This is a genomic window from Bradyrhizobium sp. BR2003 (assembly GCF_009720285.1).
GTDB lineage: Bacteria > Pseudomonadota > Alphaproteobacteria > Rhizobiales > Xanthobacteraceae > Bradyrhizobium > Bradyrhizobium elkanii.
In genome coordinates this window covers 313,362-339,801 of the sequence record NZ_SMYJ01000035.1, presented here as the reverse complement: position 1 = coordinate 339,801, position 26,440 = coordinate 313,362, and the positions used below count along the sequence as shown (strand labels likewise).

General features: G+C 65.1%; 22 protein-coding genes. 12 read left to right on the top strand and 10 right to left on the bottom strand.

The features are described from left to right. Nucleotides 1-197 precede the first annotated feature (197 nt). From E2I15_RS30595 to E2I15_RS30570, 6 genes are read right to left on the bottom strand one after another with little or no spacing between them, the layout of a single operon-like run. Nucleotides 198-2,000, bottom strand: a complete 1,803-nt coding sequence (locus E2I15_RS30595) for an alpha/beta fold hydrolase (protein WP_137478291.1) — start codon at nt 1,998-2,000, stop codon at nt 198-200. Continuing rightward, a complete protein-coding gene (locus E2I15_RS30590) occupies nt 1,997-4,507 on the bottom strand; it encodes a glycoside hydrolase family 2 protein (RefSeq protein ID WP_196238949.1) in 2,511 nt (836 codons plus the stop codon). Before E2I15_RS30590 ends, E2I15_RS30595 begins: the two co-directional genes overlap by 4 nt. Nucleotides 4,508-4,553: 46 nt before the next feature. Continuing rightward, complete coding sequence (locus E2I15_RS30585; RefSeq protein WP_137478292.1) at nt 4,554-5,552, bottom strand: DUF1839 family protein; 999 nt, start codon at nt 5,550-5,552, stop codon at nt 4,554-4,556. Between the two features lie 15 nt (nt 5,553-5,567). Continuing rightward, nucleotides 5,568-6,491 (bottom strand): amino acid--[acyl-carrier-protein] ligase, encoded by a 924-nt coding sequence (locus E2I15_RS30580; RefSeq protein WP_137478293.1) that lies wholly within the window; start codon nt 6,489-6,491, stop codon nt 5,568-5,570. Between the two features lies 1 nt (nt 6,492). After that, nucleotides 6,493-7,680 (bottom strand): acyl-CoA dehydrogenase family protein, encoded by a 1,188-nt coding sequence (locus tag E2I15_RS30575; protein WP_137478506.1) that lies wholly within the window; start codon nt 7,678-7,680, stop codon nt 6,493-6,495. A 19-nt stretch (nt 7,681-7,699) separates the two neighbouring features. Further along, nucleotides 7,700-7,945 (bottom strand): acyl carrier protein, encoded by a 246-nt coding sequence (locus E2I15_RS30570; RefSeq protein ID WP_016841436.1) that lies wholly within the window; start codon nt 7,943-7,945, stop codon nt 7,700-7,702. A 675-nt stretch (nt 7,946-8,620) separates the two neighbouring features. On the opposite strand from E2I15_RS30570, the gene E2I15_RS30565 reads away from it, so the two are divergent. The 3 genes from E2I15_RS30565 to E2I15_RS30555 all read left to right on the top strand — a co-directional run bounded on the left by E2I15_RS30565 (nt 8,621) and on the right by E2I15_RS30555 (nt 11,082). Then, the gene (locus tag E2I15_RS30565) at nt 8,621-8,959 is read left to right on the top strand and encodes a P-II family nitrogen regulator (RefSeq protein ID WP_026192063.1); all 339 of its coding nucleotides are present in this window, start codon (nt 8,621-8,623) and stop codon (nt 8,957-8,959) included. A 39-nt stretch (nt 8,960-8,998) separates the two neighbouring features. Next, nucleotides 8,999-10,447: an ammonium transporter gene (locus E2I15_RS30560; protein ID WP_016841438.1), complete on the top strand. Its 1,449-nt coding sequence runs from the start codon at nt 8,999-9,001 to the stop codon at nt 10,445-10,447. Between the two features lie 230 nt (nt 10,448-10,677). Next, nucleotides 10,678-11,082: a GFA family protein gene (locus E2I15_RS30555; protein ID WP_016841439.1), complete on the top strand. Its 405-nt coding sequence runs from the start codon at nt 10,678-10,680 to the stop codon at nt 11,080-11,082. A 69-nt stretch (nt 11,083-11,151) separates the two neighbouring features. Here the strand turns inward: E2I15_RS30555 and E2I15_RS30550 are convergent, their stop codons facing one another. Continuing rightward, nucleotides 11,152-11,625 carry an NUDIX domain-containing protein gene (locus tag E2I15_RS30550; RefSeq protein ID WP_137478294.1) on the bottom strand — a complete coding sequence of 158 codons (474 nt, stop codon included), beginning with the start codon at nt 11,623-11,625 and terminating at the stop codon, nt 11,152-11,154. Nucleotides 11,626-11,803: 178 nt separating this feature from the next. Between E2I15_RS30550 and E2I15_RS30545 the strand changes: the two genes are divergently transcribed. From E2I15_RS30545 to E2I15_RS30530, 4 genes are all read left to right on the top strand, one after another. Beyond that, a complete protein-coding gene (locus E2I15_RS30545) occupies nt 11,804-13,030 on the top strand; it encodes an aminotransferase class I/II-fold pyridoxal phosphate-dependent enzyme (protein ID WP_137478295.1) in 1,227 nt (408 codons plus the stop codon). Between the two features lie 16 nt (nt 13,031-13,046). After that, nucleotides 13,047-15,524, top strand: a complete 2,478-nt coding sequence (locus E2I15_RS30540) for a DNA translocase FtsK (RefSeq protein WP_137478296.1) — start codon at nt 13,047-13,049, stop codon at nt 15,522-15,524. Between the two features lie 100 nt (nt 15,525-15,624). Next, the gene (locus tag E2I15_RS30535; RefSeq protein ID WP_137478297.1) at nt 15,625-16,431 is read left to right on the top strand and encodes an outer membrane lipoprotein carrier protein LolA; all 807 of its coding nucleotides are present in this window, start codon (nt 15,625-15,627) and stop codon (nt 16,429-16,431) included. Between the two features lie 62 nt (nt 16,432-16,493). After that, nucleotides 16,494-17,309: an exodeoxyribonuclease III gene (locus E2I15_RS30530; protein WP_137478298.1), complete on the top strand. Its 816-nt coding sequence runs from the start codon at nt 16,494-16,496 to the stop codon at nt 17,307-17,309. A 61-nt stretch (nt 17,310-17,370) separates the two neighbouring features. On the opposite strand, the gene E2I15_RS30525 is transcribed toward E2I15_RS30530, so the two are convergent. Together E2I15_RS30525 and E2I15_RS30520 are read right to left on the bottom strand one after the other, a co-directional pair. Continuing rightward, nucleotides 17,371-17,811, bottom strand: coding sequence for a cyclic nucleotide-binding domain-containing protein (locus E2I15_RS30525; protein WP_016841445.1), 441 nt, complete (start codon nt 17,809-17,811; stop codon nt 17,371-17,373). A gap of 57 nt (nt 17,812-17,868) precedes the next feature. Then, on the bottom strand, nt 17,869-18,555 hold the full coding sequence (locus E2I15_RS30520; protein WP_016841446.1) for a response regulator transcription factor: 687 nt from the start codon (nt 18,553-18,555) through the stop codon (nt 17,869-17,871). Between the two features lie 241 nt (nt 18,556-18,796). Between E2I15_RS30520 and E2I15_RS30515 the strand changes: the two genes are divergently transcribed. Beyond that, nucleotides 18,797-19,336 (top strand): L,D-transpeptidase family protein, encoded by a 540-nt coding sequence (locus tag E2I15_RS30515; protein ID WP_137478299.1) that lies wholly within the window; start codon nt 18,797-18,799, stop codon nt 19,334-19,336. Between the two features lie 103 nt (nt 19,337-19,439). Next, nucleotides 19,440-20,231 carry a 2-keto-4-pentenoate hydratase gene (locus E2I15_RS30510; protein ID WP_137478300.1) on the top strand — a complete coding sequence of 264 codons (792 nt, stop codon included), beginning with the start codon at nt 19,440-19,442 and terminating at the stop codon, nt 20,229-20,231. A gap of 43 nt (nt 20,232-20,274) precedes the next feature. On the opposite strand, the gene E2I15_RS30505 is transcribed toward E2I15_RS30510, so the two are convergent. Continuing rightward, on the bottom strand, nt 20,275-20,991 hold the full coding sequence (locus tag E2I15_RS30505; protein ID WP_137478301.1) for a YggS family pyridoxal phosphate-dependent enzyme: 717 nt from the start codon (nt 20,989-20,991) through the stop codon (nt 20,275-20,277). A gap of 108 nt (nt 20,992-21,099) precedes the next feature. Between E2I15_RS30505 and E2I15_RS30500 the strand changes: the two genes are divergently transcribed. The 3 genes from E2I15_RS30500 (at nt 21,100) to lptE (ending at nt 26,381) form a co-directional block, all read left to right on the top strand. Continuing rightward, complete coding sequence (locus E2I15_RS30500) at nt 21,100-22,791, top strand: sensor domain-containing diguanylate cyclase (protein WP_137478302.1); 1,692 nt, start codon at nt 21,100-21,102, stop codon at nt 22,789-22,791. A gap of 388 nt (nt 22,792-23,179) precedes the next feature. Then, on the top strand, nt 23,180-25,837 hold the full coding sequence (gene leuS, locus E2I15_RS30495) for a leucine--tRNA ligase (protein ID WP_137478303.1): 2,658 nt from the start codon (nt 23,180-23,182) through the stop codon (nt 25,835-25,837). Beyond that, nucleotides 25,824-26,381, top strand: coding sequence for an LPS assembly lipoprotein LptE (lptE, locus tag E2I15_RS30490; RefSeq protein WP_069279092.1), 558 nt, complete (start codon nt 25,824-25,826; stop codon nt 26,379-26,381). The genes leuS and lptE overlap by 14 nt, the downstream gene beginning before the upstream one ends. Nucleotides 26,382-26,440 lie beyond the last annotated feature (59 nt).

The following is a 26,440-nucleotide window of genomic DNA, read 5'->3' as shown; positions in this document are numbered from 1 at the left end:
CGCGCCGATATCGGCCGCTAGTGTGCTGAATGCGAAGTTCGTGCGATTTCGCGGCAACCACCTTCACGAACTTCGCATTCATAAAGCACACTAGAATCATAAGTTTGCTAGTGTCCTTATCGAATCCGAAGTTCGTCCCGAAGGTGCGGCGAATGATGCGAACTTCGGATTCGGGACACTAGAGCGGCCGCACCGTTTCATGACAGCGCCATCGATTTACGCTTCAGCTCGGTGTGCGGCGCGACGGCCCGCGCGGCATCGGGACCGATCGATCCTCCACGCTTGCCGCCGCGGCGATCGATCAGGCTCGCGACGACAGTGCGCCGCGCGGAACGAGGCGTAAGCGAATGGTCGGCGTTCGGCAGCGTCAGCCGCGTCACGCCAGGGATGCTCGTGAGCCGTTTGCCGTCGTGGCCGAAATGGCGTGCGATCTCCTGCAGGCTGAGATCACCGTCCGAGGTGACCATGAGGACGCGTACGTCGCGACTGCAAAGCTCGCGCATCCAGCGCTCGACGCGGTTACGACCAAGCAGGGCTGACGGATGCGTCGCCGACAACGTCGACTTGACGGCTTCCAAACAGCGCCGCACCAGCCGCGCGGCCTTGCCTGCCATTGGCAGCTTCCAGACCGACCTGGTCGTGATCGCAGGCTTCTCCGCCGGATCGACCTGCTGCTGATTTCCGAGATTCGCCTTCGAGGCTTCGTATGCTTTCCAGACCGTCAGCTCCAGCGCATAGGAACTGTTCCAGGCAAAGCAGAGCGGGTTGATCATGGTCAGGGCACGTACGCGGCGGTCTGCGCGCGCGGTGTGCAGGGCCTGGAAGGCGCCCGAGCATGTACCCACAAGCTCGACCTTGGCAAAGCCCGCCCGCTGCATCCAGTCGATCGCCGCGCTGACGTCGAGGTGGGTGCTGGAATCATAGAGGAACAGACGATCGCTTGCAGCATCGTCGCTCAGGCCGATGCCCGGCAGGTCGATGCGCAGCGACGCCACGCCGGCGGCCGCCAGCTCGCGCGCCGCCTCAACCGTGCCGCGCGCCCAGCCGACATGCGGCACGCCGCCGGAGTTGAGGAAGATGACCGGATCGGCCGCAGCATGGCTGACACGCGGCCGGGTCAGCACCCCACAGATCGATGACGCCTGCCCGATCACAACCGGCTCTTCCGTGTAGTGCGCCCCCTCCAGTACCTCGCGGCCGGGCAAGGATTCGACGCGCTGAACCGCGCCGGCGACGGCTCGATCGGACAGCCAGTCCGTCCAGCAACCGACAACGTCGGCCGGAATCCGGTTCACGGTCGGGTCGCACATGAGCAGATGATAGTCCTTGAACTGCACAATCGTCGTGCTTTCGACCGAAGTCCGGCCATCGCGGATTTCAGAGACTGCCAACGGCTGTCCATTCGCGATCAAAAGCATCGGCATTGGCGGAAGGGCCGCGACGGCCCGCCGCCAATCGAGCGTCGACAGATCGGCGAGCGTCTCATGCGAAAGCAGGAAACCGACGGCTTCGCGTCCCTCGGCGAGAGTCGCCTCGCTCGCAGCGCTCTTGGCGAGCGCCCCATCGATCACGCGCGAAATCGCCGTGATTTCGCGCACATAGGTTTTGCCGGAACCCGGTGGCGCCAGCAAAGCAAGGCCCGCCACGTCATCGCGTCCCACTGCGGCGAGCGGGGCCAGCAGCGCACCGAGCCGGAAGCCGGCGAGGACGACATCCTCCACGCCGCAATCCCGCTTCAACCGGTCGATCGCCGCGCCGATGCTTGCAGTCCAGGCCATCACCTGGCCTGGCGCCGCGTGGTCGCCGGCCGCGTTGCCGCAGCCGGGATAGTCGAACAACAGGGTAGGCAGGCCCGCCGCGGCCGCCTTGTCGGACAACAGCTTCAGGAACCGGCGACTGCACAGATCCTCATGACCGTGCGCGCCGGCAATGACGACACCCCGCCTTCCCTTCGCTTCGTTCAGCCAGCCGATGGTATCGGCAAAGACAACTGGTTTCATGTCATGCTCCCGGCGGACTCATTTGTCCGCCCGACTTCCAATTCTTCTGCTCTGGGCGCCTCGTAGCTCATGTCGCGATCGGCATTGAGCGCCGTCACTGTGCCGCCAGGCGTCGCCACATCGGGACCGTCAAGGCCGACCTCCCGCTCGGTACCCGGCATCAGGTGAAAATTGTTCTCCCCTGGAACGAACAGATCGTCCTGGATGGACACGTGATAGGCCGCGCGTTTGCAGGCGAGCCGCAGCCGCCACGCGTCCTTCCGGCGCACCAAACTCACAGTCAGGCCCACATCGCGCCGCGCGGTCATCACATCCGGCAGCACATGGAAGGCCTCGGCAAGGACCTTGCCGTCGTCGTCTTCAAGCCTTGCCACGGTGACTTCATGTCCGGGCGGCCCGAAGCGATAGGCGTAGGAGATATCGAAAAAGGAGCCGAGCACCGAGAAGGCCGAAAGCGACATGCCACCGTGCGCCGGCACGCTGATCGGCCGGCGCGCCGACACCACCGCCGTGACGCCGTCCCGTAGACAGGTCAGGGACAATGTCGCCTGGACAATCTTCACGGTATCGTTGACGGCATGGACGGTCAGCCCGTTGACGCCCTCGTCGCTCAGGATCAGCCGCAGCGGGGCAAATGCCCGCCTGAGCCCGTGCCAGACGGGTTTCGGCCGGCCGGTCGAATCGACCATGCCCCAGCCCGCACCCGGCCGCAAATCCTTCCAGAAGAACAGCAGCGCTCCGGCCGTCAGCGAACAGGGCCTGCGCCATTCGTCGATGGTGCGCTCCACCACCTCGGTTGTCACCGCGCGGGAAAGCTCGAGATAGCGACTGGTATTCTCGATGCGCAGCCGGCGCGGGTCGACGGAAAAATGCGTCTCCAGATAATGCTCGCGCACATCCTCGAAGTCCCAGGAGGCGCCGACGTCGCGCGGCACACCCGCCTTCCAGCGCGGATCGTGCACCGGCGGCACAGGCAGTTGCGCATCCAGCGTTGCCTTGTCAGGCACGTTGGCAAAGGCAAGGCATTCGCTCGCAAAGCGCACCTCGGCCCGGCGCGCGTCATCCAGCGGACGGCAATAGGCACCGACCCCGTAGTAATGCGTCGGCCCGCCATCGGCCGTGAACGGCAGGTTGCCGCCGGATGGCGATGACGTCACAAGCACCACGTCGGGACGCTGCGCTTCGGCGATGGGGCGCACCACCTTGTCGAACCAGGGCGTCGGGTCCATCGACATCGGCAAGCCCATCATCGCCGCCTGCTGCGCCACCTCGCTGCCGCCGCACAGAACGGCGAGCGATGGCGAATGCCTGAGCCGCCCGAGCAGATTCCCGACCTCGCGCGAGAGCGACGCCTGCCAGGCTTCGTCCTTCGCCGGATAGTCGAAATTGGCGAGCATCAGGTCCTGCCAGACCAGGATGCCCATCTCGTCGCAAAGCTCGTGAAATGCGTCGCTCTCATAGACGAACGTGCCGCCGACCCTGAGCATGTTGACCCCGGCCCGCCGTGCAAGATCGAGGTCACGCGCGACGTCCGCGCGTGAGGACGGCAGCCGCACCGGATCGGACGGCGTCCACACGGCGCCGCGGCAAAAGACGGATACGCCATTGACGACCAGCCGAAAGCCGCGGCCGTCGGCGCCACGATCGATCTCGATATGCCGGAAGCCGACGCGGCCGAGTGCAATTCGCATCGGGCCGAGCGTCAGGACGACCTCGTGCAACGCCGGCTCACCATGGCTGTTCGGCCACCATGGCGCAACATCAGCGATATCCAGTCTTGCCGTCAGCCGCGTGACTGTCTCGGCCGTCAACGCGGCGACAGCGCCCGCACAGGCGATCATGGCCGGCGTGGCGTCCAACGGCTCGACCAGCGTGACCGTGACTGAAAGATGCCCTGTCGTACCGGAGAGGTCGGCCCGCATCTGCACATCGCGCACGGCTTGACGATCGGTCTCGCGGATCAGCTTGATCGGCCGCCACGGTCCGACGATGTCGAAGCCCGGGGACCAACCCGGCATATGGCCGATCAGCGTGGTCCGCACGAGCCTCAGCCGCTGATCATCGATCATGCGCGGCCTCCAGCGCGCACGCGGACCGGTCAAGGTTTCCAGATGGCGCTTGAGGCTGCGGAATGCGATGACCAGTTGCTCGCCGCCGGCAAGCGTCAGAGCCACATCATGGCGCTCGAACATCGAGGTCGAGGACAGCACGAGGCGATCGTCGAGCCAGACCTCCGCGACCGTCGCCAAGCCGTCAAATACAAGACGGACGGGTCCTGCGGCATCGAGCCGGCGACGATACCAGACGTCCTGGTCGTGCAGCGGAGCGGGATGGTTGCGGTCCCAGCGGCCAAGTGCTTCCAGCGCGGCTGCGGCCGTGCCGGGGCACGCCGCCTCCAGCCATTCGGCACTGCCGTCGGCCGCGGCCGGAGACGCCCACGCGCCGGCCGGCGAGACGACCATGCGCCAGCCGCCGTCCAGGAGCTCGGCCGTCTCGGTCGTCGACACAAAAGTGTCCGTGCACACACGCATTCCCATGACCGGCAAGCCAGTCCTATGCTGCCTTACTGGCGAGATCCGTCATACGGCCGTCCAGCGCGTCCATCACCGTTTGCCAGGCCTTGGCCATAGGCCCGATACCGTCCGCGAGCCCGTCGAACCGATGTCGGGCCATGGCGCGGGCGAGCTTGAATTGCATGACCTTGGCGCCCTCGGCGATCGCCGCGGCGGCTTCGATCGCCTCAGAGAGACTGGTCTCGCCTTGCCGGCCCAGCCATTCCAGATGACTGGAAAGGAGTTCGAAATTGGCGCCCACCTGCCGCAACGTGTTGAAGGCGTAGACGTGAAAATACTCCGGTGACCGGCCGGCCAGCACCTCGGCATGACGGCCGAACACGGCCGCGTAGGCATCGAGCGGATTGCGCTTCGGCCTGCGCCGCAGATGCTGCGCGAGGATCTCGGTAGCCGCACCGACCGGATCGCGCGAAGGGCGCGTGGCGTCGAATTTGACGAACTCGGCGTAAGGAAACAGCGGCAGGCCGCCGGCCGGCGCGCCGTCGCGCTGTCCGAAAATGCCGTCGTAGTCCTCGCCGTCGAGCGCAAAGTAGCCGTCGTTGTGGAAGTAGGCCATGTGGCGGCGCCCGGGAATGAGCACATTGATGCCGACCGTCGTCTTGGAATGGCCGGTGCGATAGGTGATGCCCTTAGTGTCGGGCAGATGGAAGGCGTCGACCTCGACCAGCGGCAGCCGCCCGCGCTCGATCTGATTGAGAACATGCGTCTCCAGGCGATCGAACACGGACAGTTCCTGGATATCCAGGCCGGCCAATCGCTGCAGGTCGGCCGTCGGGAATTTGAAGAACGTGAACTGGTCGCCTTCGAAATCCTGCGCGACGGTGAAGCCGAGCGCCGCGACCGGGTCATTCCCGGTGGCATGCATCACCTCGATCAGCAGATCGACATAGCAGTTGGTCTGTGGCCATCGCCGCTCCGGATCGTGCAACCAGTGCGGCTTGTGGGCGGCCGGATCGAGCCCGGCGATGGCGCTCTTCATTTCAGTTGTCCCAAATCAGTTGCTCCAAAGCGTCTCGCGCACGGAAGCCGGCCAGGCCTCGACGTCAGGGCCGTGATGGCGGAACAGCGCGAGCGCCACGCGCTCCAGCCCGAAGCCGACGCAGGCCGAGTGGCACAGGCTGCCATCCGCGAACTTCAAGCCCCAGGTCTGGCCGAAATGGTCGCGATGGTAGTTGAAGGACAAGCAGGCCGTCGGTTTCTCGATACTGGTCACCGGGATCAGCAGCTCGAACTTGAGTCCTTCGTCGCGCTGGTTGTTGGCCATCATCTTGCCGCCGCGGCCGAAGAACGGATCGTTGGCGAGGTCGACCTCGCATGGCAGGTCGAGTGATTCGATCATCGCCTTGCCGCGCTCCAGCCAGCTTTCGCGGAAGGCGCACACCTGCTCGGCCGTCCCGATGCGGACGAATTCGCGCATGCGGAACAGCTGCATGCGCGCCGGATCCTTGGAAGGCTCGTGGCGGAAGCAATAGGAGGAAAGCTCGAACAGGACACCGTCGTCGGGCACCGGACCGCGCGCGGCAACGGTCGGATAGAGCGGATAGCATGCGGCCGGCGTCAGCACCACGTTCGTCGCCTGCTGCAGTTCGGTCCAGTCCTCTCCCGCGGCCATCATGCCGAGAAGCTGCGCATGCTCGCGCTCGCCGCCCATAAAGGAATGCACGCAGCCCGCAAGCTGCGGGAAACTCTTCATGTAACCGCTGCCTTCAAGCGTGGCGCGACTCATGCCCGGCGGGAAGTGGATGCGGGTTGCCTTGTCCGGCGCTCCGATGCTGGTCACGAGCCGCTCAAAGCGCTCGATCACGTCTTCGAAAACGCCGGAGCGGCCATAAAGCCCGTCTACTCCGGTCCTGAACAGGATGCTCTTGTCGAACAGAGTGTCGAGCAGGCTCGTGGCATCGAACGTCTTGGCGTCCATCTCAACCTCTCAGGCTGGTATCAAAGCGGCTCATCAGCAGGAGCGTCGCGGTGTTGGAAAGAATGCGGTCGTTCGAAATCATCACCGGCGCGGAGGTCACGTCGCGCAGATGCCTGCCGACGCTGAACGGCGTGCCGTTCTTGTAGCCGACGATGCCGTTGATCTGCATGGCGAGCCGCACGATCGCCCCCGCCTTCTCGCTCGCGGCGACCTTCAGCGCGTTGATCTCGGCGGTGAAGCCGATCGAGGAGAGCGCGTCGTCATTGCCCTTGGCCGCATCGAAGCGGTGAATGGCCGCCGTGAGATGACCCTTCATCTCCTGAAGCAGGGCGGCCGCTTCGGCGAGCCGTAGCGCGCCCGGCGGGAGACTTCCATCCGCCTGCTTGCGCGCCGCAGCCTTGACGAACGCTTGCGCACGATTGAAGGCGTCGGTGGCGATACCGAACCAGGTCGCGGCCCAGAAGATATGCGAGCTCGCCAGCATCGACTGCGCCGCGATCTCCGAGAACGGCTTGGGGAAGATCTGCGCCGCGTCACCGTGCGCGACAAGATGGAAACCGTCCGAACAGGTGCCGCGCATTCCGAGCGTGTCCCATACGGAGGTGCGCTCCAGCGTGCGGTTCAGGTCTGCGGGAATGACAACCATCACCTGATCGGAGCTTGCGGCGTCCGGCGCGCGCCGCGCCGTGGCGAGAATTGCGTCGGCATGGCGGCCGTAGGAAATGACGGTCGCTTCCTTGGTCAGCGAGAAACGGCCGTCCGCCACTTCAACCGCACAGATCGAATTCCGCAAATTGCCGCCGATCCCGGCTTCCGTGGTCGCGGAGGCCATCAGCAACTGCTCAGCCGCAATGCGACGCATATAGGCCAGATGCCAGTCGCTGGCGCCGCCGTGGCTGACGAAGCTCGACGTCTTGATCTGATGCATGGCGTAGATCATGGCGCTCGAGCCGCACGCCTGGGCGAGCTGGACGATGAGATCAGCGATCTCCATCGTGCCCAATCCCTCCCCGCCATGCTCGACGGGGATCGCGACGCCGAGCAGGCGCTCGCGCTTCAATACTTCGATGGTGTCGGCCGGAAAACGGCTCTCGCGGTCAACCGCGTCGACCTGCTGCGCGGCGATCTTGGCGACCCGACGCATGCGCTCGGCCGGCGTGCCGGCAGAGGCCGGCACCGGCTCTATCATTCTCACCACGCTCATGGTGTTACGCCGCCTGCTGTGTAAGCCGCGAAACGGCGTCCGCGACGTTGGAGAGCGACGAGAAGGTCCGTCGCGTGAGCATCGCTTCGGGAAACTCGATGTTGAACTCTTCCTCAAGCGCCAGCATCACCTGCACCGTGGCGAAGGATGTCAGCCCTGCGTCATAGAGATTCGTGTCGTCGGTGATCGTGCTGAAATCCAGCGAAATCATCGGCTGCTGCTCGAGCAGCGCGCGGATACGATCAATCATGATGGCCCACCTGTCACTGAAGTACGTATAAAGGCGGCCAATAGCGCACCGACAGCATCGGCAGCGTTAACGCCGGAAATACAACGTGGCAGACGGCTAACGTTCAGTAACGAGCACTGCCGAAAGTGCGGGACTTGTACCGTCCTGGTGCGCTTTGCCGCATACGGCCCTGGTCCGCCTCGCGCAGAACGGCGCGGCGATGATGCCCGCCACTGGCTTCGCTTGTCTTCGCGGATCTCGGCGCAGGTCACGTCCCGGGGGCGGGAATTTCAGGCAAGCCGATGAAGCCCAACGGCAAATTCCCTCGGCGCAATCCGTCCGGCGGGCTCGCGAATCGGCGGCCGATCGAGAGGCTGCGGAACAGCCTGGCAGCTGTGTCTGGATACCGTACCCTGCACTGTGGCTGAGCAGAATTGTGTTCGGAGTTGGCCGTGCCTGCGTTCTAGACAGGCCTGACCATATTTTAGGCGCGACGGAATAGCGCAGGGGCAACTCCCTCCCGCAAAGCGGGAAAAGGTCCGGATTCATAATCCATTAGCGAACTCCGACCGTTTGGCACGGCATTTGATTCTAAGGGTCCAGGCTGTGCCCGCGTAGTGGATGTCCTCCGCGTGGTGAACCTCAGTCGAAACTCCCGGTGTTCATTCGCACCGGGCCCAAGCGGGGATAGGACTCATGAAAATTGTTATGGCGATCATTAAGCCATTCAAGCTCGAAGAGGTCCGTGACGCCCTGACCGCCATTGGCGTTCACGGTCTCACGGTGACGGAAGTCAAAGGCTACGGCCGCCAGAAAGGCCACACGGAAATCTATCGCGGCGCCGAATATGCCGTGAGCTTCCTGCCCAAGATCAAGATCGAGGTCGCGGTCAATTCCGATCAGGTCGACAAGACCATCGACGCCATCACCTCCGCCGCCAAGACCGGTCAGATCGGCGACGGCAAGATCTTCGTCATCAGCCTCGATCACGCCGTGCGCATCCGCACCGGCGAGGCCGATGCCGCGGCCCTCTGATTTCGCGCTCAAACCTTAAGACCTCAGGAGTGAAATAACATGACGTTCAAGCGTCCCTACGGCGCGGGACTTGCGGCCCTTGCAGTCGGCCTGTTCGCCGCGACCGCCGCCTATGCCGAGCCGACCGTCAACAAGGGCGACAACGCCTGGATGTTGACCTCGACGGTGCTGGTGCTGCTGATGACCATCCCCGGACTCGCGCTGTTCTATGGCGGCCTGGTCCGCTCCAAGAACATGCTCTCGGTGCTGGCGCAGGTGTTCTACACGGTCTGCCTCGTCACCGTGCTCTGGGCCCTCTACGGCTACAGCCTCGCCTTCACCGGCGGCTCCGACTTCATCGGCGGCTTCTCCAAGGCCTTCCTGATGGGCGTCACGCCGGACTCGAAGGCGGCGACCTTCTCGGTCGACGCCAACATCTCGGAGCTCGTCTATATGTGCTTCCAGATGACCTTCGCGGCGATCACGCCGGCCCTCATCGTCGGCGCCTTCGCCGAACGCATGAAGTTCGCGGCGATTGCGCTGTTCATCCCGCTCTGGGTGACCCTGATCTACTTCCCGATCGCGCACATGGTCTGGTACTGGCCGGGTCCGGACGCGATCCAGGATGCCGCCAAGGCGCTCGCCGCCGCGGCTGACGGTGCGGCCAAAACCGCGGCGCAGGCCAAGCTCGACGAGATCAACGCCGATGCCGGCTGGATCTTCAAGAAGGGTGCGATCGACTTCGCGGGCGGCACCGTCGTGCACATCAACGCGGGTATCGCCGGCCTGGTCGGCGCGCTGCTGATCGGCAAGCGCACCGGTTACGGCAAGGAGCTGATGGCTCCGCACTCGCTGACCATGACCATGATCGGCGCCTCGCTGCTCTGGGTCGGCTGGTTCGGCTTCAACGCCGGCTCCAACCTCGAAGCCAATGGCGGCGCTGCGCTCGCCATGACCAACTCCTTCGTGGCCACCGCCGCGGCGGCGCTGTCGTGGATGTTCGCGGAATGGATCATCAAGGGCCATCCCTCGCTGCTCGGCGCGCTGTCGGGTGCGGTCGCGGGCCTCGTCGCGGTGACCCCGGCGGCCGGCTTCGCCGGTCCAATGGGCGCCATCGTGCTCGGCCTCGTGGTCGGCGTGGTCTGTCTGTTCTTCTGCACGGTGGTGAAGAACGCGCTCGGCTATGACGACTCGCTCGACGTGTTCGGGGTCCACTGCGTCGGCGGCATCGTCGGCGCGCTCGGCACCGGCATCCTCGTCAACCCGGCGCTCGGCGGTGCAGGGATCATCGACTACACCGCGATCCCGCCGAAGGTCGCCGACTACGACTTCGCGGCGCAGATGATCTCGCAGGTTTGGGGTGTCGGCACTACGCTGGTGTGGTCGGGCATCGGTTCGGCGATCCTCTACAAGATCGTCGACGTGATCGTCGGCCTGCGCGCAAACGTCGAGACCGAGCGTGAAGGCCTCGACATCACCGAGCACACGGAGCGCGCCTACAACATGTAAAATTAACGGCCCTCGAGGGCCGTTGATTTGGGTTCTCCCGGGGCGCGACCTCCCCAAGCGGTCGTTCCCAGAACTACGGTCCGGACACATACCCGGCAATGTCCGGGCCGTTGAGGGGCTCCAGCGCAAGCTGGGGCCCCTTTCTTTTTTCCGCGGCTTGAGAAAATATTGTCGGAATTGCCTGCCATTGTGGAATGACAGGCTACAAACAACGAAAACGGGAGGATGTCATGAAGGTGCAGGGCAGGTGCTATTGCGGCAACGTGCGCTATGAGGCCGAGGGTGAGCCGATGATGGCGGCGCAGTGCCTGTGCCGGGAATGCCAGTACATCACGGGCGGCGGACCGAACATGTTCATGGCGATGCCGACCACCGGCTTCAAATACACCGCCAGCGAACCCAAGCAGTTCACCCGCAAGGACCTCGACCGCGCCGTGACGCGCGAGTTCTGCCCGGAATGCGGCACGCATCTCGTGACCAAGGTGCCGGGCCTGCCCGCCACCATCCTGAAGGTCGGCACCTTCGACGACCCCTCGGTGTTCACCCCGCAGATGACGATCTACACCTGCGACAAGCAGACCTTCCACCACCTGCCCGAGGGCAAGCCGTCGTTCGAGAAGCTGCCGGCGCGGTAGCCGCCCCGCATCGGGGTGCGTAGCCCGGATGGAGCGCAGCGCAATCCGGGCTACGATGCTCGAGCCCTGTCAGTCGATCAGGACCTCCTCGGCGGGCAACTCGGCCGGCGCGCCGTTGCGCAAATAGCGTTCGAGGATGTCGGCAAGCGCGAGCGGCGTCAGGCGCTCCCGCGCGCGGGATAGATCGGCGATCGGCCACCAGCGGAAGCAATCGAGCACTCTTGCCTCGGCCTCGTCGGCCATCACGGGCGCGAAGCGATCCGCGTGAACGATCCGGTACTCTTCCTTTTGAGAGATCCGCCGGCCGTCCCAATTGAAGGTGTGGTGACGCCGCCAGACGACGGGGCCGTAGGCGAAATCGACCAGCCCCAACTCCTCGACCAGTTCCCGCTGCAGCGTCGCTTCCGCCGTCTCGTCGCCCTCGGCGCCGCCGCCCGGCGCGATCCAGAAGCACTCGCCGCCGTGCGGCGGGCGAATCCGCATCAGCAGCACTTCGCGCTTGCCGGTGATGATGAGCGCCCGGACGGCGCGGCGGTGGATCATGTCTCGGAGCAATTTCGATACGCTTTCTAGGGTCAGCGCTGATATCACGCGCCGGCCGATCGTGCCGCGCCGCCGATGGTTAATCGCGTCTTAACCTCGCCCTATCTATGGTGACTTGATCGGTTTACGGTCGGCGCCCCTACCCTCCGACCGCAGTGAAAGTGCTGGCATTTCAATCATGGCAATGACCGCCTCATCCGGCTTGGCGCAGGGCGCCGGCGATGTCGCATCCGCCGGCCAGGCCGAGCGTTCCCCTTTCCTGCGCACGACCGAGCTGCTGGCGCCCTATCAGCCTGCCAAGCCCTTGATTACGTTGTCATTAGGCGAGCCGCAGCACCCCGTGCCCGATTTCGTCGGGCCGGTGCTGGCAAAACATACCGCCGAATTCGGCCGCTACCCGATCGCCAAGGGCATCGAACCGTTCCGCCGCGCCGTCGCGACCTGGCTGGGAAGCCGGTTCCAATTGCCGCGGCCGGTCGATCCGGAGAGCGAGGTGATGGTGCTGAACGGCAGCCGCGAGGGGCTGTTCTTAGCCGCGATATCAGCCTCGCGCTATGTCGCACCGCGCAAGGGCCGGCCGGCGATCCTGATGCCGAACCCGTTCTACCCGGCCTACGGCGCCGGCGCCCGCGCGGCCGGTTGCGAACAGATCTACCTGCCGACCACGCTCGGCAACGGTTTCCTGCCTGACCTTGATTCGATCGACGAGGCGACGCTGGCGCGCACCGTCGCGTTCTTCATTGCCTCGCCCGCCAATCCGCAGGGCTCGGTCGCCTCGCGCGCTTATTTCACGCGGCTGAAAGAGCTCGCCGATCGCTTTGGCTTCATCATCCTGAGCGACGAGTGCTACTCGGAGATCTACACCCGCGAGGCGCCGGGCAGCATTCTCGAATGCGCCGGTCACGACTTCAGCAATGTCGTGGCGTTCCAGTCGCTGTCGAAGCGCTCGAACCTGCCGGGCATGCGCGTCGGCTTCGCCGCGGGCGACAGAAAGTTTCTGGCCGCGTTCCACGAGCTGCGCAATGTCGCCGCACCGCAGGTGCCGGTGCCGCTGCAGCATGTCGCGGTCGCCGCCTATAGCGACGAGGCGCATGTCGAGGAGAACCGCAGGCTCTATCGCATCAAGTTCGATTTCGCCGACCAGATCCTCGGCAACCGCTACGGCTACAAGCGTCCGGCGGGCGGCTTCTGCGTCTGGCTCGACGTCTCCGAGCGCGGCGGCGATGAGGCGGCGGCGGTCAGGCTCTATCGCGACGCCGGCGTGCGCGTGATTCCCGGCAGCTACCTGGCGCGCCTGCAGAACGACGGTTCCAATCCGGGTGCGGGCTATATCCGCCTTGCGCTCGTCTCCGACAGTGAATCGACGGCCGAGGCGATGCATCGCCTGGTCGAAACCCTGGGTTAATCGCGAAGCGCGAAGATTGAGTATGCCAGCGATCGAACGTGTCATCCCCCTGGTCGGCCATCTGCCGCTCTCGCTCCGCGAGGCGCTGGCGCGACGGCTGCGCGAACTCACCGGGCTCGGCCTGATCGCGCTATCCGGCGCCATCACGGCGGCGCTGATGACCTGGTCGGTGCAGGATCCGTCGCTGAGCCACGCCACCTCGCGCGCGATCCGCAACGTGCTCGGCTATCCCGGCGCGATCGGCGCCGACCTGTTGATGCAGATCCTCGGGCTTGGCGCGATCATGTTGGTGCTGCCGGTCGCGGTGTGGGGCTGGCGGATGCTGACGCATCGCCCGTTCGACCGCGAGGCGCTGCGGCTCGGCTGCTGGATCCTGTGCACGGTGATCGCGGCGGGCTTCGCCAGCTGCTGGCCGCACAACACTGCATGGCCGCTGCCGACCGGGCTCGGCGGCGTGGTCGGCGACGCGCTGCTGCGTGCGCCGGCTGTCGTGTTCGGCCCGCCCGGCTTCATCTATCGCGTCATGCTCGGCTCGATCCTGTTCGTCGCGATGGCGGCAAGCTTCCTGTTCGCCTGCGGCTGGGGCGCCAAGGAGCAGGACGACGAGTTGACGCCGATCTCTGACGACGACGAGCCGTTCGTCGAGGAAGAAGACAACGACCGCAGCTCGGTCTCGCTGGGCTGGCTGTTCCATGCGCTGATGAGTGCCAAAGCGCGGCTTGGCTGGCTGCTGGCCACCGCCTACAAATCGCTGGTCTCAAGCGGCGCGCAGGGCCGCAGCGCTGCGTTCGAGCGCCAGGAGCCGAATATCGGCGGCGGCCGCTCGGCGCCCTCGATCGCGCCCGCGCATGAAGATCATGATGAGGACGAAGCTGAAGCTTTCGACGTCGAGGAAGAGGAGGACGAGGAGGAAGAAGCTCCCGCCGCCCGCGCCCCGCGCAAGAAGGCTGAGCCGAAGCCAAAGAAGAAGAATTCCGACAAGTTCGAGCTGCCCTCGGTCTCCGTGCTCAGTGCGCCGAAAGCCAGCGATCGACAGCCGCTGAGCAAGGCCGAGCTCGAAACCAATTCGCGCTCGCTCGAAGGCGTGCTGCAGGACTTCGGCGTGCGCGGCGAGATCGTCAAGGCCAATCCCGGCCCGGTGGTCACGCTGTACGAGCTCGAGCCGGCACCCGGCATCAAGTCGTCGCGTGTGATCGGGTTGTCCGACGACATCGCGCGCTCGATGAGCGCGCTGTCGGCCCGCGTCGCCGTGGTTGCCGGCCGCAACGCGATCGGCATCGAGCTGCCGAACGCGCATCGCGAGAAGGTCTATCTGCGCGAGCTTCTGGTCGCCAAGGAAAGCGTCGATTCGGTTGCGAAGCTGCCGCTGTGCCTCGGCAAGACGATCGGCGGCGACCCCGTCATCATCGACCTGGCGCGCACGCCGCACATGCTGATCGCCGGCACCACCGGCTCCGGCAAATCGGTCGCGATCAACACCATGATCCTGAGCCTGGTCTACCGGCTGCGGCCGGATCAGTGCCGCCTGATCATGGTCGATCCGAAGATGCTCGAACTCTCCGTCTACGACGGCATCCCGCACTTGCTGACGCCCGTCGTCACCGATCCGAAGAAGGCGGTGGTGGCGCTGAAATGGGCCGTGCGCGAGATGGAAGAGCGCTACAAGCGGATGGCCAAGCTCGGCGTGCGCAACATCGACGGCTACAATGCGCGCCTCGTCGAAGCCAAGGCCAAGGGCGAAGAGCTGACGCGCACCGTCCACACCGGCTTCGACAAGGAGACCGGGAAGGCGATCTACGAGGAAGAGAAGCTCGACCTCGAGCCGCTGCCCTACATCGTCATCATCGTCGACGAGATGGCCGACCTGATGATGGTCGCCGGCAAGGATATCGAAGGCGCGGTGCAGCGCCTCGCACAGATGGCGCGCGCCGCCGGCCTGCATGTCATCCTCGCCACGCAGCGTCCATCGGTCGACGTCATCACCGGCACGATCAAGGCGAACTTCCCGACCCGCATCGCCTTCCAGGTGACGTCGAAGATCGACAGCCGCACCATCCTTGGCGAGATGGGCGCCGAGCAGCTGCTCGGCCAGGGCGACATGCTCTACATGGCGGGCGGTGGCCGCATCAGCCGCGTGCACGGACCGTTCGCCTCGGACGAGGAAGTCGAGAAGGTGGTGCGTCACCTCAAGACGCAAGGCGCCCCGGAATATCTGGAAGCCGTCACCGCGGAAGAGCCGACCGACGAGGACGGCGCCGTGTTCGATGCCACCGGCATGGGCGGCGACGGCGGCGGCGATCTGTTCACGCAGGCGGTTGCGATCGTCAAGCGCGACCGCAAGGCATCGACCTCCTACATCCAGCGCCGGCTGCAGATCGGCTATAACCGCGCCGCCTCGCTGATGGAGCGGATGGAACTTGAGGGCATCGTCGGCCCGGCGAATCACGCCGGAAAGCGCGAAATCCTGGTCGGGGAGGAAGAAGGCCAGTTCTGATCGGGGGCGATCATCACGGAAAAACCATATCTCCCTCGGAAGAGGCGGGATAAAATCCGGCGCAGCGGGACGAGCGTCGAACAGAGACCTGACATATCTGATGGCAAAACACCTCATTGACCGCGGCACGCGCACCGCGCTGGCTCTTCTCGTCACCGCCGCGATCGCCGGCGCTGCGACTGCGCAGAATGCGCCGCCGCCGAAGCCCGCACCCAAGGTCGCGCCAAAGAAGGACGCCGGCGCGCAAACCAATGCGGACAAGGGCCCGACGACGACGGGAGCCACCCAGGCACCGCCGAACCCGGTGATTCCCGATCCGCGCCGCAACGTGCCCGCCAACATCTTCCAGACCTTCGACGCCAACCAGAAGGCGCAGGCGGCCAAGGTTTCGGCCTATCTCTCGTCGCTGCAAACCCTGGTCGGAAATTTCGTCCAGGTCGGCCCCGACGGCACCAAGACCAAGGGCGATTTCTACATCCAGAAGCCCGGCAAGCTGCGCTTCGAATATGACGATCCGAGCCCGATCGAGGTGATCGCGGACGGCTCCTCGGTCGCGGTGCGCGACCGCAGGCTCGCCACCCAGGACGTCTATCCGCTGTCGCAGACCCCGCTGCGCTATCTGCTGTCGGATCGCATCGACCTGATGAAGGACACCAACGTCATCAGCGTCACCGCCGACGACGTGTTCGTCAGCATCACGATCGAGGAGAAGCAGGCGCTGGTCGGCACCAGCCGCTTCCTGCTGATGATCGGCGCCAAGGACGGCAAGCTCAAGCAGTGGACCGTCACCGACCCGCAGGGCTACGACACGACCGTTGCAGTCTACAATCTCGACGCGACGCAGAAGCCCGATCCGGCGCTGTTCAAGATCGACTTCACGACCTATCCCGGCACCTCGCCGGGCTAGCCATTCTGCTCCCTGTGGACAATTGAAATCCGCTGCGAGAACCGTGCTAAGACGCACCTCTCATGCGGTTCTCCGTCACCACCTGGAACATCAATTCGGTGCGCCTGCGCATCGACACCGTCGCCAAATTCCTCAAGAGCGCGCGGCCGGATGTGCTGTGCCTGCAGGAGACCAAATGCATCGACGATGCGTTTCCGCTGAAACGTTTCAAGCGGCTTGGCTATGAGCACGTCGCGCTGAACGGACAGAAGGGCTATCACGGCGTCGCCATCGTCTCGCGCCTGCCGTTCGAGACGACCGACATCAGGACGTTCTGCGACAAGATCGATTCACGGCACATCTCGGTGTCCTTCGGCGAGAAGGCGCAGCTGTCAAAGCCGCTGGTGCTGCATAATTTCTACGTGCCGGCCGGCGGCGACATTCCCGATCCCGCGCTCAACCCTAAATTCGAGCACAAGCTGCAATTCCTCGACGAGATGAAAGCTTGCGAGCCGCTGCATCCGCGCGGCGACGACCGCCACATTCTGGTCGGTGACCTCAACGTCGCCCCGCACGAGAACGACGTGTGGTCGCACAAGCAGCTGCTCAAGGTGGTCTCGCACACCCCGGTCGAGACCGAGAAGTTGCTCGCCGCCCAGGCGCATGGCGAATGGTTCGACATCGCGCGCGAGCGAATCCCGATGTCGGAAAAGGTCTACACCTGGTGGAGCTACCGCGCGGCGGACTGGACCGTCGGCGATCGCGGCCGACGGCTCGATCACATCTGGGTCTCGCGCGCGCTGAAGGATCAGGTCAGCGATTTCAAGATCACCCGGGACGCGCGCGGCTGGGAGCGCCCGTCGGACCACGTGCCGGTGACGGCGGTGATGGAGGTTTAAGGGCGCCGCCGCCCCACCCGTCATCCCGAGGATCAATGAGCTTTCGCGAAGACGACAGCGGCTACGTGCTCAGCTTCCCGCCCGCCATCAAAATATCGCTAGCGAGCTGGCTGGTGCGCAGCGCGAGCTCGTCGCGCAGCCGGCGGGCCGCGGCGGGATCGCTTTCCAGCACGCGCTGGAACAGGCTGCGCGCGACGCGGATCACGGAGCCGCGCTCCAGCGCGGTGGCGGTCGACGGCCGCTTCATCGCGACGATCAATGCGAGCTCGCCGATCAGCGCGCCCGGACCGGCGATGATCTCGGCGCCCCCTTCCTCGACGCGGAAGGTGCCGCGCTGCACGACATAGCCGGCGTCCGCGGCGTCGCCGGCCTTGAACAGCACGTCGCCTGCGTTGAAATCACGTTGCTCGGATCCGATCGCCAGCATGCGCAAGGAGCTCTCGCCCAACAGACGCATTGTCGGGACCCGCTCGAGCAGGGCTACATCATCATCGATCGACATTCAGGTCCGGTAACCGCGGCGCGCCTCGATTTCACGAATCGTTGAGCGCAAAGCGTATCACGGCACCAGCTTGTAGCCACCGGCTTCCGTCACCAGGATTTCCGGGTTGGCGGCGTCCTTTTCGATCTTCTGGCGGAGGCGGTAGATGTGGGTTTCCAGCGTGTGGGTGGTGACACCGGAATTGTAGCCCCAGACTTCCTGGAGCAGGGTCTCGCGCGAGACCGGCATCTGGCCGGCGCGGTAGAGGAAGCGGAGGATCGCGGTTTCCTTCTCGGTCAGCCGAACCTTCCTGGCATTGGCGCCGGTCAGCATCTTTGAGCCGGGCCGGAACGAGTAGGGGCCGACCGAGAACACCGCGTCCTCGCTGGCCTCGTGCTGGCGGAGCTGCGCCCGGATCCGGGCCAGCAGCACCGCGAACCGAAATGGCTTCGCCACATAGTCGTTGGCGCCGGATTCGAGCCCCAGGATCGTATCGGAATCGGTATCGTGGCCGGTCAGCATGATGATCGGAGCTTTGAAGCCGCCCTTGCGGAGCGAGCGGACCACTTCGCGGCCGTCGGTGTCGGGCAGGCCGACGTCCATCAGGACCAGATCGGGGGAATTGGCTTTGGCGGCAGTGGCGCCCTTGGCGCCGGTGTCGACTGCGGAGGCTTCGAATTCCTCGTGCAGCGACAGCTGCTCGACCAGCGTATCGCGCAGATCGGTATCGTCATCCACGATCAAGATCTTGCGGGCATTGGCCATAGGTACAATCCTTCGGGGCGGGGCGGTCAGAAGCGGAGGGCGCTTATGGCCGTAACATCGGCTAGATATGTGCTCAGGTAGGCGATTGTTACCGATTCACAAGGCAACGCAGTCTACCTCAAATCCGGCGGGGCAGGACGTGAATGTCCTGTAATGCCGGGAGATAGGATGTTCTGAACCTCCAAGGCAAGCTCAGTTTGGAACGATTCTTAGGGGAAGGTCAGCTATTTCAATCACTTATATGACAGACAAACGTGATCGCCCGCTCTCCATCGTCGAGGTCCGAGCAGCCGCCGGCGACCCGCGCCGGGGCTGGCTGTCGGCCGACGGCTGGACCGTGCCGGTGGCACTCGGGCGCGGCGGAATCGTCGCCAACAAGCGCGAGGGCGACGGCGGCACGCCGCGCGGCGTCTTCCATCCGCGCCAGCTCTGGTGGCGCGCCGACCGGCACCAGCGTCCGACGACTTTCCTGCCGACCCGGCCGATCCGCCGCGAGGATGCCTGGTGCGAGGACCCCGCCGACCGTCACTACAACCAGCCGATCCGCCTCGACCGCGAGCAGGGCGGCGACCGCCTGACCCGCGAGGACCATCTCTACGACTTCATCATCGAGATCGACCACAACGCCGCGCCGCGCGTCGCCGGTCGCGGCAGCGCCGTCTTCCTGCATCTGGCGCGGCCGAATTTCTCGCCGACCGCCGGCTGTGTCTCGATGACGAAGGCCTCGATGCTGCGGCTGTTGCGGCGGATGTCGCCGCAGACCCGGATCGTTATTGGGTAGGGTGGTGGAATAGCTCAGCATCGGTTTTCCCACGCGACAGGCGCGACGCGTTTGTGCTGAGATTGCACACAACAGAAAATAATTCCTGCGGGAGTGAAACAGCATGCTCGACAACAACCAGATCACCGCCGCCTCGAAGTTTCTGCACGATCACTGGCTCGCCGGAACAAAACTCGACGCACTCGATAGCTCAATTCGGCCGCGCGATCGCGTCGAGGGCTATGCGGTGCAGGCTCAGCTGGAAAAGACCTCGCGGGAAAAACTGTTCGGCTGGAAGATCGCGGCGACCAGCGCGGCCGGCCAGAAGCACATCAACGTCGCGGGACCGCTCGCCGGGCGCATCCTCGCCGAGACAGTGATACCGGATGGCGCCACCGCGTCGATGCAGGGCAACGAGATGCGCGTCGGCGAGCCGGAATACGCCTTCCGCATGGCGCGCGATCTCGCGCCTCGCACGATGCCTTACAGCGTGCAGGAGGTGCTGGATGCCGTCGGCACGCTGCATCCGGCGATCGAGATTCCGGATTCGCGTTTTGCCGATTTCGTCGCCGCCGGCGAAGCCCAGCTGATCGCCGACAACGCCTGCGCGCATCTGTTCGTGCTCGGACCCGCAACGACAGCGGACTGGCGCGCGATCGATCTGGTCGAGGACCGCCCGACCATCACGCTGCGCGGCGAGCGCTACATCGGCCACGGCAAGAACGTGCTCGGCGATCCCCGGATAGCGCTCGCCTGGTGTGCCAACGAGCTGCGCGCGCTCGGTCTGACGCTGCGGGCAGGGGAAGTCGTCACCACAGGCACCTGCCATCCACCGCTGCCGATCTCAGCCGGCGATAAACTCGCGGCCGATTTCGGCGCGATCGGAAAAGTGTCGGTGAAGTTCGCGCAGTTCTGATGACGGCAAGCCTCCGTGTGATCCTGGCGGACACCAAGCGACACTAGTTGTGCGGCACCGTCCGCGCGCCGAAGATCGCCGAGCCCACCCGCACATGGGTCGCGCCCATCTGGATCGCCACCGCGTAATCCGCGCTCATGCCCATCGAGAGATTCGTCAGGCCGTTGCGCGCGGCGATCTTGGCGCAGAGCGCGAAGTGCGGCGCCGGCGCCTGGTCGACCGGCGGGATGCACATCAGTCCCGAGATCGACAGGCCGTAGGTGTCGCGGCATGCCGCGATGAAGGTATCCGCGTCCTGCGGCGCGACGCCGGCCTTCTGCGGCTCCTCGCCGGTATTGATCTGGACGAACAGTTCCGGGTGCTTCCCTTGATTTTTGATTTCCTTGGCTAACGCTTCGCAAATGCTGGTGCGATCGACCGAATGGATCGCATCGAACAGCGCGACCGCCTCCTTGGCCTTGTTCGACTGCAACGGCCCGATCAGATGCAGCTGCAATCCCGGGTGAGCCTGGGTTAACACCGGCCACTTGCCTTTGGCCTCCTGTACGCGGTTTTCGCCAAATACGCGCTGTCCGGCACCGATAATCGGCAAAATTGCGTCGGCCGCGAACGTCTTCGACACCGCGATCAAGGTCACCGACGCGCGGTCGCGCCGCGCTTCCTTGCAGGCATGCGCGATCTCGCGTTCGACGGCGGCGAGGCCAGAGGCAGGGTCATGTGGTGAACCGGGCGGTAACGGCGTGGTCGGGCTTTGCGTCATGCTTGTGCCGTTCTCTGACAGGTGCGGGGGTTGGCTCGAATTTTACCAAATTCGGGAAAGGCTTTTTGAAGCCCTGCATTCTACCTTGCGTACGGGCAAGGGAATAGAATGTCGGGCGTCACTTTCAACCGCAACCGGGTCAGGCTCAAGAAGGTTCTGGGAATTCGTGCCCGGCTGGCCTTGCTTGCGCTGATGCTGGTCGCGCCCCTGATGCTCGACCGCGTCCGCACCCTGGAGGATTCCCGCAGCAAGCAGATCGCGCAGGCCGCGGCCGGCTATGCCAGCCTCACCGCGCATGCCGCCGAGACCCAGCGCGAGGTGGTCTCCTCGGTCGAGACCATGCTGAAGTCCGCGGCCTATATCCGTGCTTCCGGCGGCATCGCGCAGAGCTGCGAGGTGCTGCGCGCCAGCCTGCCAACGGTCCTGCCCTGGATCCGCAGCATCATGTTCGTCTCCAGGGACGGGCTGGTGCAATGCTCGACCCTCAACGCCCAGGTCGGCCTCAATGTCGGCGACCGTGACTATTTCAAGAAGGCCCAGGACAACCGAGGCTTCGTGTTCAGCGACTATCTGCGCGGCAGAACCAATGGCCGCCCGATGATGATGGCCGCCTATCCGGTGGCCGCGATCAATCCGGAGCAGGACGCCGTCGTCGTCGCCGGCATCAATATCGACTGGCTGTCGCAGATCATGGCCAATCTCGGCGGCCAGCCCGGCATGTCGGCCGTTCTCGTCGACAGCACCGGCGTCGTGATCGCCGCGCCCGCGGATCATGCGAGCCTGATCGGCCGCTCGCTCGACACCATCCCGTTGATGGCCGCGATCGCCGAGAAGGCGCTGAGCTATGACGAACCATCCGGCTCGGTGTCGTTCACGGCGTCCGATGGCGCGCAGCGCACGCTGAGCTTCGCGCGCATCGCCGGCACGCAATCCCGGCTGATCGTGAGCATGGACGAGGCCAAGGTGACAGCGGCGATCAACCGCGAGATCCGCACCGCCTATCTGCAGCTCGGCTTCGTCTGCCTGTTCGTTTTGCTGGGTGCCCTGGTCGGCGCCGAGCGGCTCGTCATCCATCCGATCGAGCTGATGACCGGCATGGCGCGGCGGTTCGGCGAGGGCGACTGGTCGGCACGCGTCGCCAAGCACAAGCTGCCGGCGGAATTCGTGCCGCTGGCGCGCGCCTTCAACGCGATGGCGGCGCAGCTCAGCCAGCGCGAGCGCGAGCTCGTCGCCTCCAACGATCGTCTCACCGTGATGGCCTCGATCGACGCGCTGTCGGGCCTTGCCAACCGCCGCGGCTTCCAGAGCCGGCTCGACTTCGAGTGGATGCGGGCACAGCAATATGAATGCGAGTTGTCGCTGATGATGATCGATGTCGATCACTTCAAGCTCTACAACGACACCTATGGCCATCCCGAGGGCGATGCCTGCCTGACCCGGATCGGCGAAGTACTGTCCGGGATCGCCGCCGACACCATGGGCTTCGCCGGCCGCTATGGCGGCGAGGAATTCTGCCTGTTGCTGCCGAACACCGACGCCGCGCATGCGCTCGCGATCGGCGAGACCGTGCGCACCGCCGTGCTCGGCCTCGCCGTGCCGCATGCATCCTCGAGCCATTGCATCGTCACCGTCAGCGTCGGCGTCGCGACGACCAAGCCGAACGAGACCCAGCGCCCCGGCGACCTGATCGAAGCCGCCGACGCCGCGCTCTACGCCGCTAAGCGCCGCGGCAGGAATGCCGTGATCGAGCACGGCTTCCTGCAGAGGCTGGACGAAGCCGGGATGGCGCTGGCGAGCTGAGATCGTGCGTGGTCGAGCGGCGCGATGAGCGCAGCTCCCCTCCTTTCCCTGCGCCCCTCAGCTAGCAGAGGGGGCGGGAGCGCGCGAAATCGTGCCCCATGTGACCCTGTCATCGCCCGGCTTGACCGCGATCCAGAATTCCAGAGGCCGCCGTTATTGAGCCGATAGGCCGCGGCGTACTGGGTCACCCGGTCAAGCCGGGTGACGACCCCCGGATGGGTTCCAGACCGGCTGACCATTTCTCACCTTCACGTACGGCTCTCACCTTCACTGACGGCGGGCCATGAGCATTTGGCAGGCCCCAAGCCGTTGACCGCGCAGGCGCTTTTGTGGCCTAGTCCGCCGTCCCCGGACGGGACCCAAAAATCACCCAAAGCCCAGCTATTTCATGACCGCCGAACGCTACAACGCCCGTGAATCCGAACCCCGCTGGCAGCACCTGTGGGACGAAAAGGCGATCTTCGCCTCCAAGAACGACGATCCGCGGCCGAAATACTACGTGCTCGAGATGTTCCCCTACCCGTCGGGGCGCATCCATATCGGCCATGTCCGCAACTACACGCTCGGCGACGTGCTGGCGCGCTTCATGCGCGCCAGGGGCTACAACGTGCTGCACCCGATGGGCTGGGACGCGTTCGGCCTGCCGGCGGAGAACGCCGCGATCGAGCGCAAGGTGGCGCCGAAGGCCTGGACCTACGACAACATCGCCGCGATGAAGAAGCAGCTGCGGTCGATCGGGCTGTCGCTCGACTGGAGCAGAGAATTCGCGACCTGCGATCCCAGCTACTACAAGCATCAGCAGAAGATGTTTTTGGACATGCTGCGCGCCGGCCTCGCCGAGCGCGAGAAGCGCAAGCTGAACTGGGATCCGGTCGACATGACCGTGCTCGCCAACGAGCAGGTGATCGATGGCCGCGGCTGGCGCTCCGGCGCCGTCGTCGAGCAGCGCGAGATGAGCCAGTGGGTCTTCAAGATCACGAAGTATTCGCAGGAGCTCCTGGAAGCGCTGGATGGTCTCGACCGCTGGCCCGACAAGGTGCGGCTGATGCAGCGCAACTGGATCGGCCGCTCGGAAGGCCTGTTGATCCGCTTCGCCCTCGATGCAGCGACTACGCCGGCCGGCGAGACCGAGCTGAAGATCTTCACCACGCGGCCGGACACGCTGTTCGGCGCCAAGTTCATGGCGATCTCGGCGGATCATCCGCTGGCGGTCGCCGCCGCCGCGAAGAACCCGAAGCTCGCGGAGTTCATCGCCGACATCAAGAAGATCGGCACCGCGCAGTCGATCATCGACACCGCCGAGAAGCAGGGTTTCGACACCGGCATCAAGGCGGTGCATCCGTTCGATCCGAACTGGAAGCTGCCGGTCTATGTCGCGAACTTCGTGCTGATGGAATACGGCACCGGCGCAATCTTCGGCTGCCCGGCGCACGACCAGCGCGACCTTGACTTCGTCAACAAGTACAATCTCGGCAACACGCCGGTGGTCTGCCCCGAGGGCCAGGACCCGAAGACGTTCGTGATCACGGATGTCGCCTATGACGGCGACGGCCGCATGATCAATTCGCGCTTCCTCGATGGCATGACGATCGAAGCGGCGAAGGAAGAGGTCGCGAAGCGCCTGGAGAGCGAGCTGCGCGCCTTGCCAGGGGAAGGAAGGTTGGCGCCGGTCGGCGAGCGGCAGGTGAATTTCCGCCTGCGCGACTGGGGCATTTCGCGCCAGCGCTATTGGGGCTGCCCGATCCCGGTGATCCATTGTCCGACGTGCGACGTGGTGCCGGTGCCCGACGACCAGCTGCCGGTGACGCTGCCGGAGGATGTCAGCTTCGACAAGCCGGGCAACGCGCTCGACCATCATCCGACCTGGAAGCATGTGACTTGCCCGAAGTGCGGGGCTGAGGCCGTGCGCGAGACCGACACGATGGACACCTTCGTGGACTCATCGTGGTACTTCGCGCGCTTCACCGATCCCTGGAACAAGGATGCGCCGACCACGCCCGCGGTCGCCAACCGGATGATGCCGGTCGACCAGTATATCGGCGGCGTCGAGCACGCGATCCTGCATCTGCTCTACAGCCGCTTCTTCACCCGCGCGATGAAGGCGACCGGCCACATCGACATGAGCGAGCCGTTCGCCGGCATGTTCACCCAAGGCATGGTGGTGCACGAGACCTATCAGAAGGCCGATGGCAGCTGGGTCACGCCGGCCGAGGTGAAGATCGAGGTTAGCGGCAATGGCCGCCGCGCGGTGCTGATGGCGACCGGCGAGGACGTCGCGATCGGCCCGATCGAGAAGATGTCGAAGTCGAAGAAGAACACCGTCGACCCCGACGACATCATCGCGAGCTATGGTGCCGACGTCGCGCGCTGGTTCATGCTGTCGGACTCGCCGCCGGACCGCGACGTGATCTGGAGCGACGAGCGCGTGCAGGGCGCCTCGCGCTTCGTGCAGCGGCTGTGGCGGCTGGTGAACGAATCGGCCGAGATCGCCAAGACTGCCGACACCAGGACGGCGCTGGCGGCCCGGCCGGCGACGTTCGGGCCGGACGCATTGGCGCTGCGCAAGGCGGCCCATGGCGCGCTCGACAAGGTGTCGTCCGGGATCGAGCGGCTGCATTTCAACGTGTGTCTCGCCCATATCCGCGAATTCGCCAATGCGCTGTCCGAGGTGCTGGCGAAAGGCGACAAGCCGGCGCCGGACCTCGCCTGGGCGGTCAAGGAGGCCGCGACCATCCTGGTGCAGCTGTTTTCGCCGATGATGCCGCATCTGGCCGAGGAGTGCTGGGTGGTTCTGGGCCAGACCGGGCTGGTTTCCGAGGCCGATTGGCCGCAAATCGAGCGCGATTTGCTGGTCGAGGACAGCGTGACCCTGGTCGTCCAGGTCAACGGTAAAAAACGGGGTGATGTTACCGTGCCACGGGCAGCGCAAAATGCGGATATAGAGGCTGCCGTTTTGGCGCTCGATGCGGTAAAAGCCGCCTTGGGCGGCAAACCCGTCCGCAAGGTGATCGTGGTGCCCATGAGGATCGTCAATGTTGTCGGCTAGGATCAGGATCGCCGCCCGGCTCGTGGCCGTGGCTGCCTTGGCCGCGCTGACGGCCGGATGCTTCCAGCCGATGTATGCCGAGCGCACCCTCGACGGCCAGTCGTCCGCCCTGCGCGAGAAGCTGATGGGGGTCGAGGTTCCGCCGGTCGACAAGCCGAACGCCTCGCGCGAGGCCCGGGTCGGCGTCGAGGTCCGCAACGCCCTCGCCTTCAAGCTCTACGGCACCGCCACCGGCGCACCGCCGACGCATCGGCTGGTGCTGCGGTTTACCACCAGCCGCTCCTCGCTGATGATCGACCAGGCCACCGCGTTGCCGACCAGCGAGAATTACGGCATCGACGCCCAGTTCAACCTGATCGAGATCGCGTCGAACAAGTCGGTGATGACCGGCACCACGTTCTCGCGCGTGTCCTACGACATGCCCGGCTCCTACCAGCGTTTCGCCCGTGCCCGCGCCTTCCGCGACGCCGAGGACCGCGCCGCGCAGGAGATCGCCGACAACATCCAGACCCGGCTCGCCTCCTTCTTCTCCACCGGAACCTGAGGCGGGACGTCATTCCGGAGCGCGCAACGCGCGAACCTCAGATGCGCAATCGCGCCATC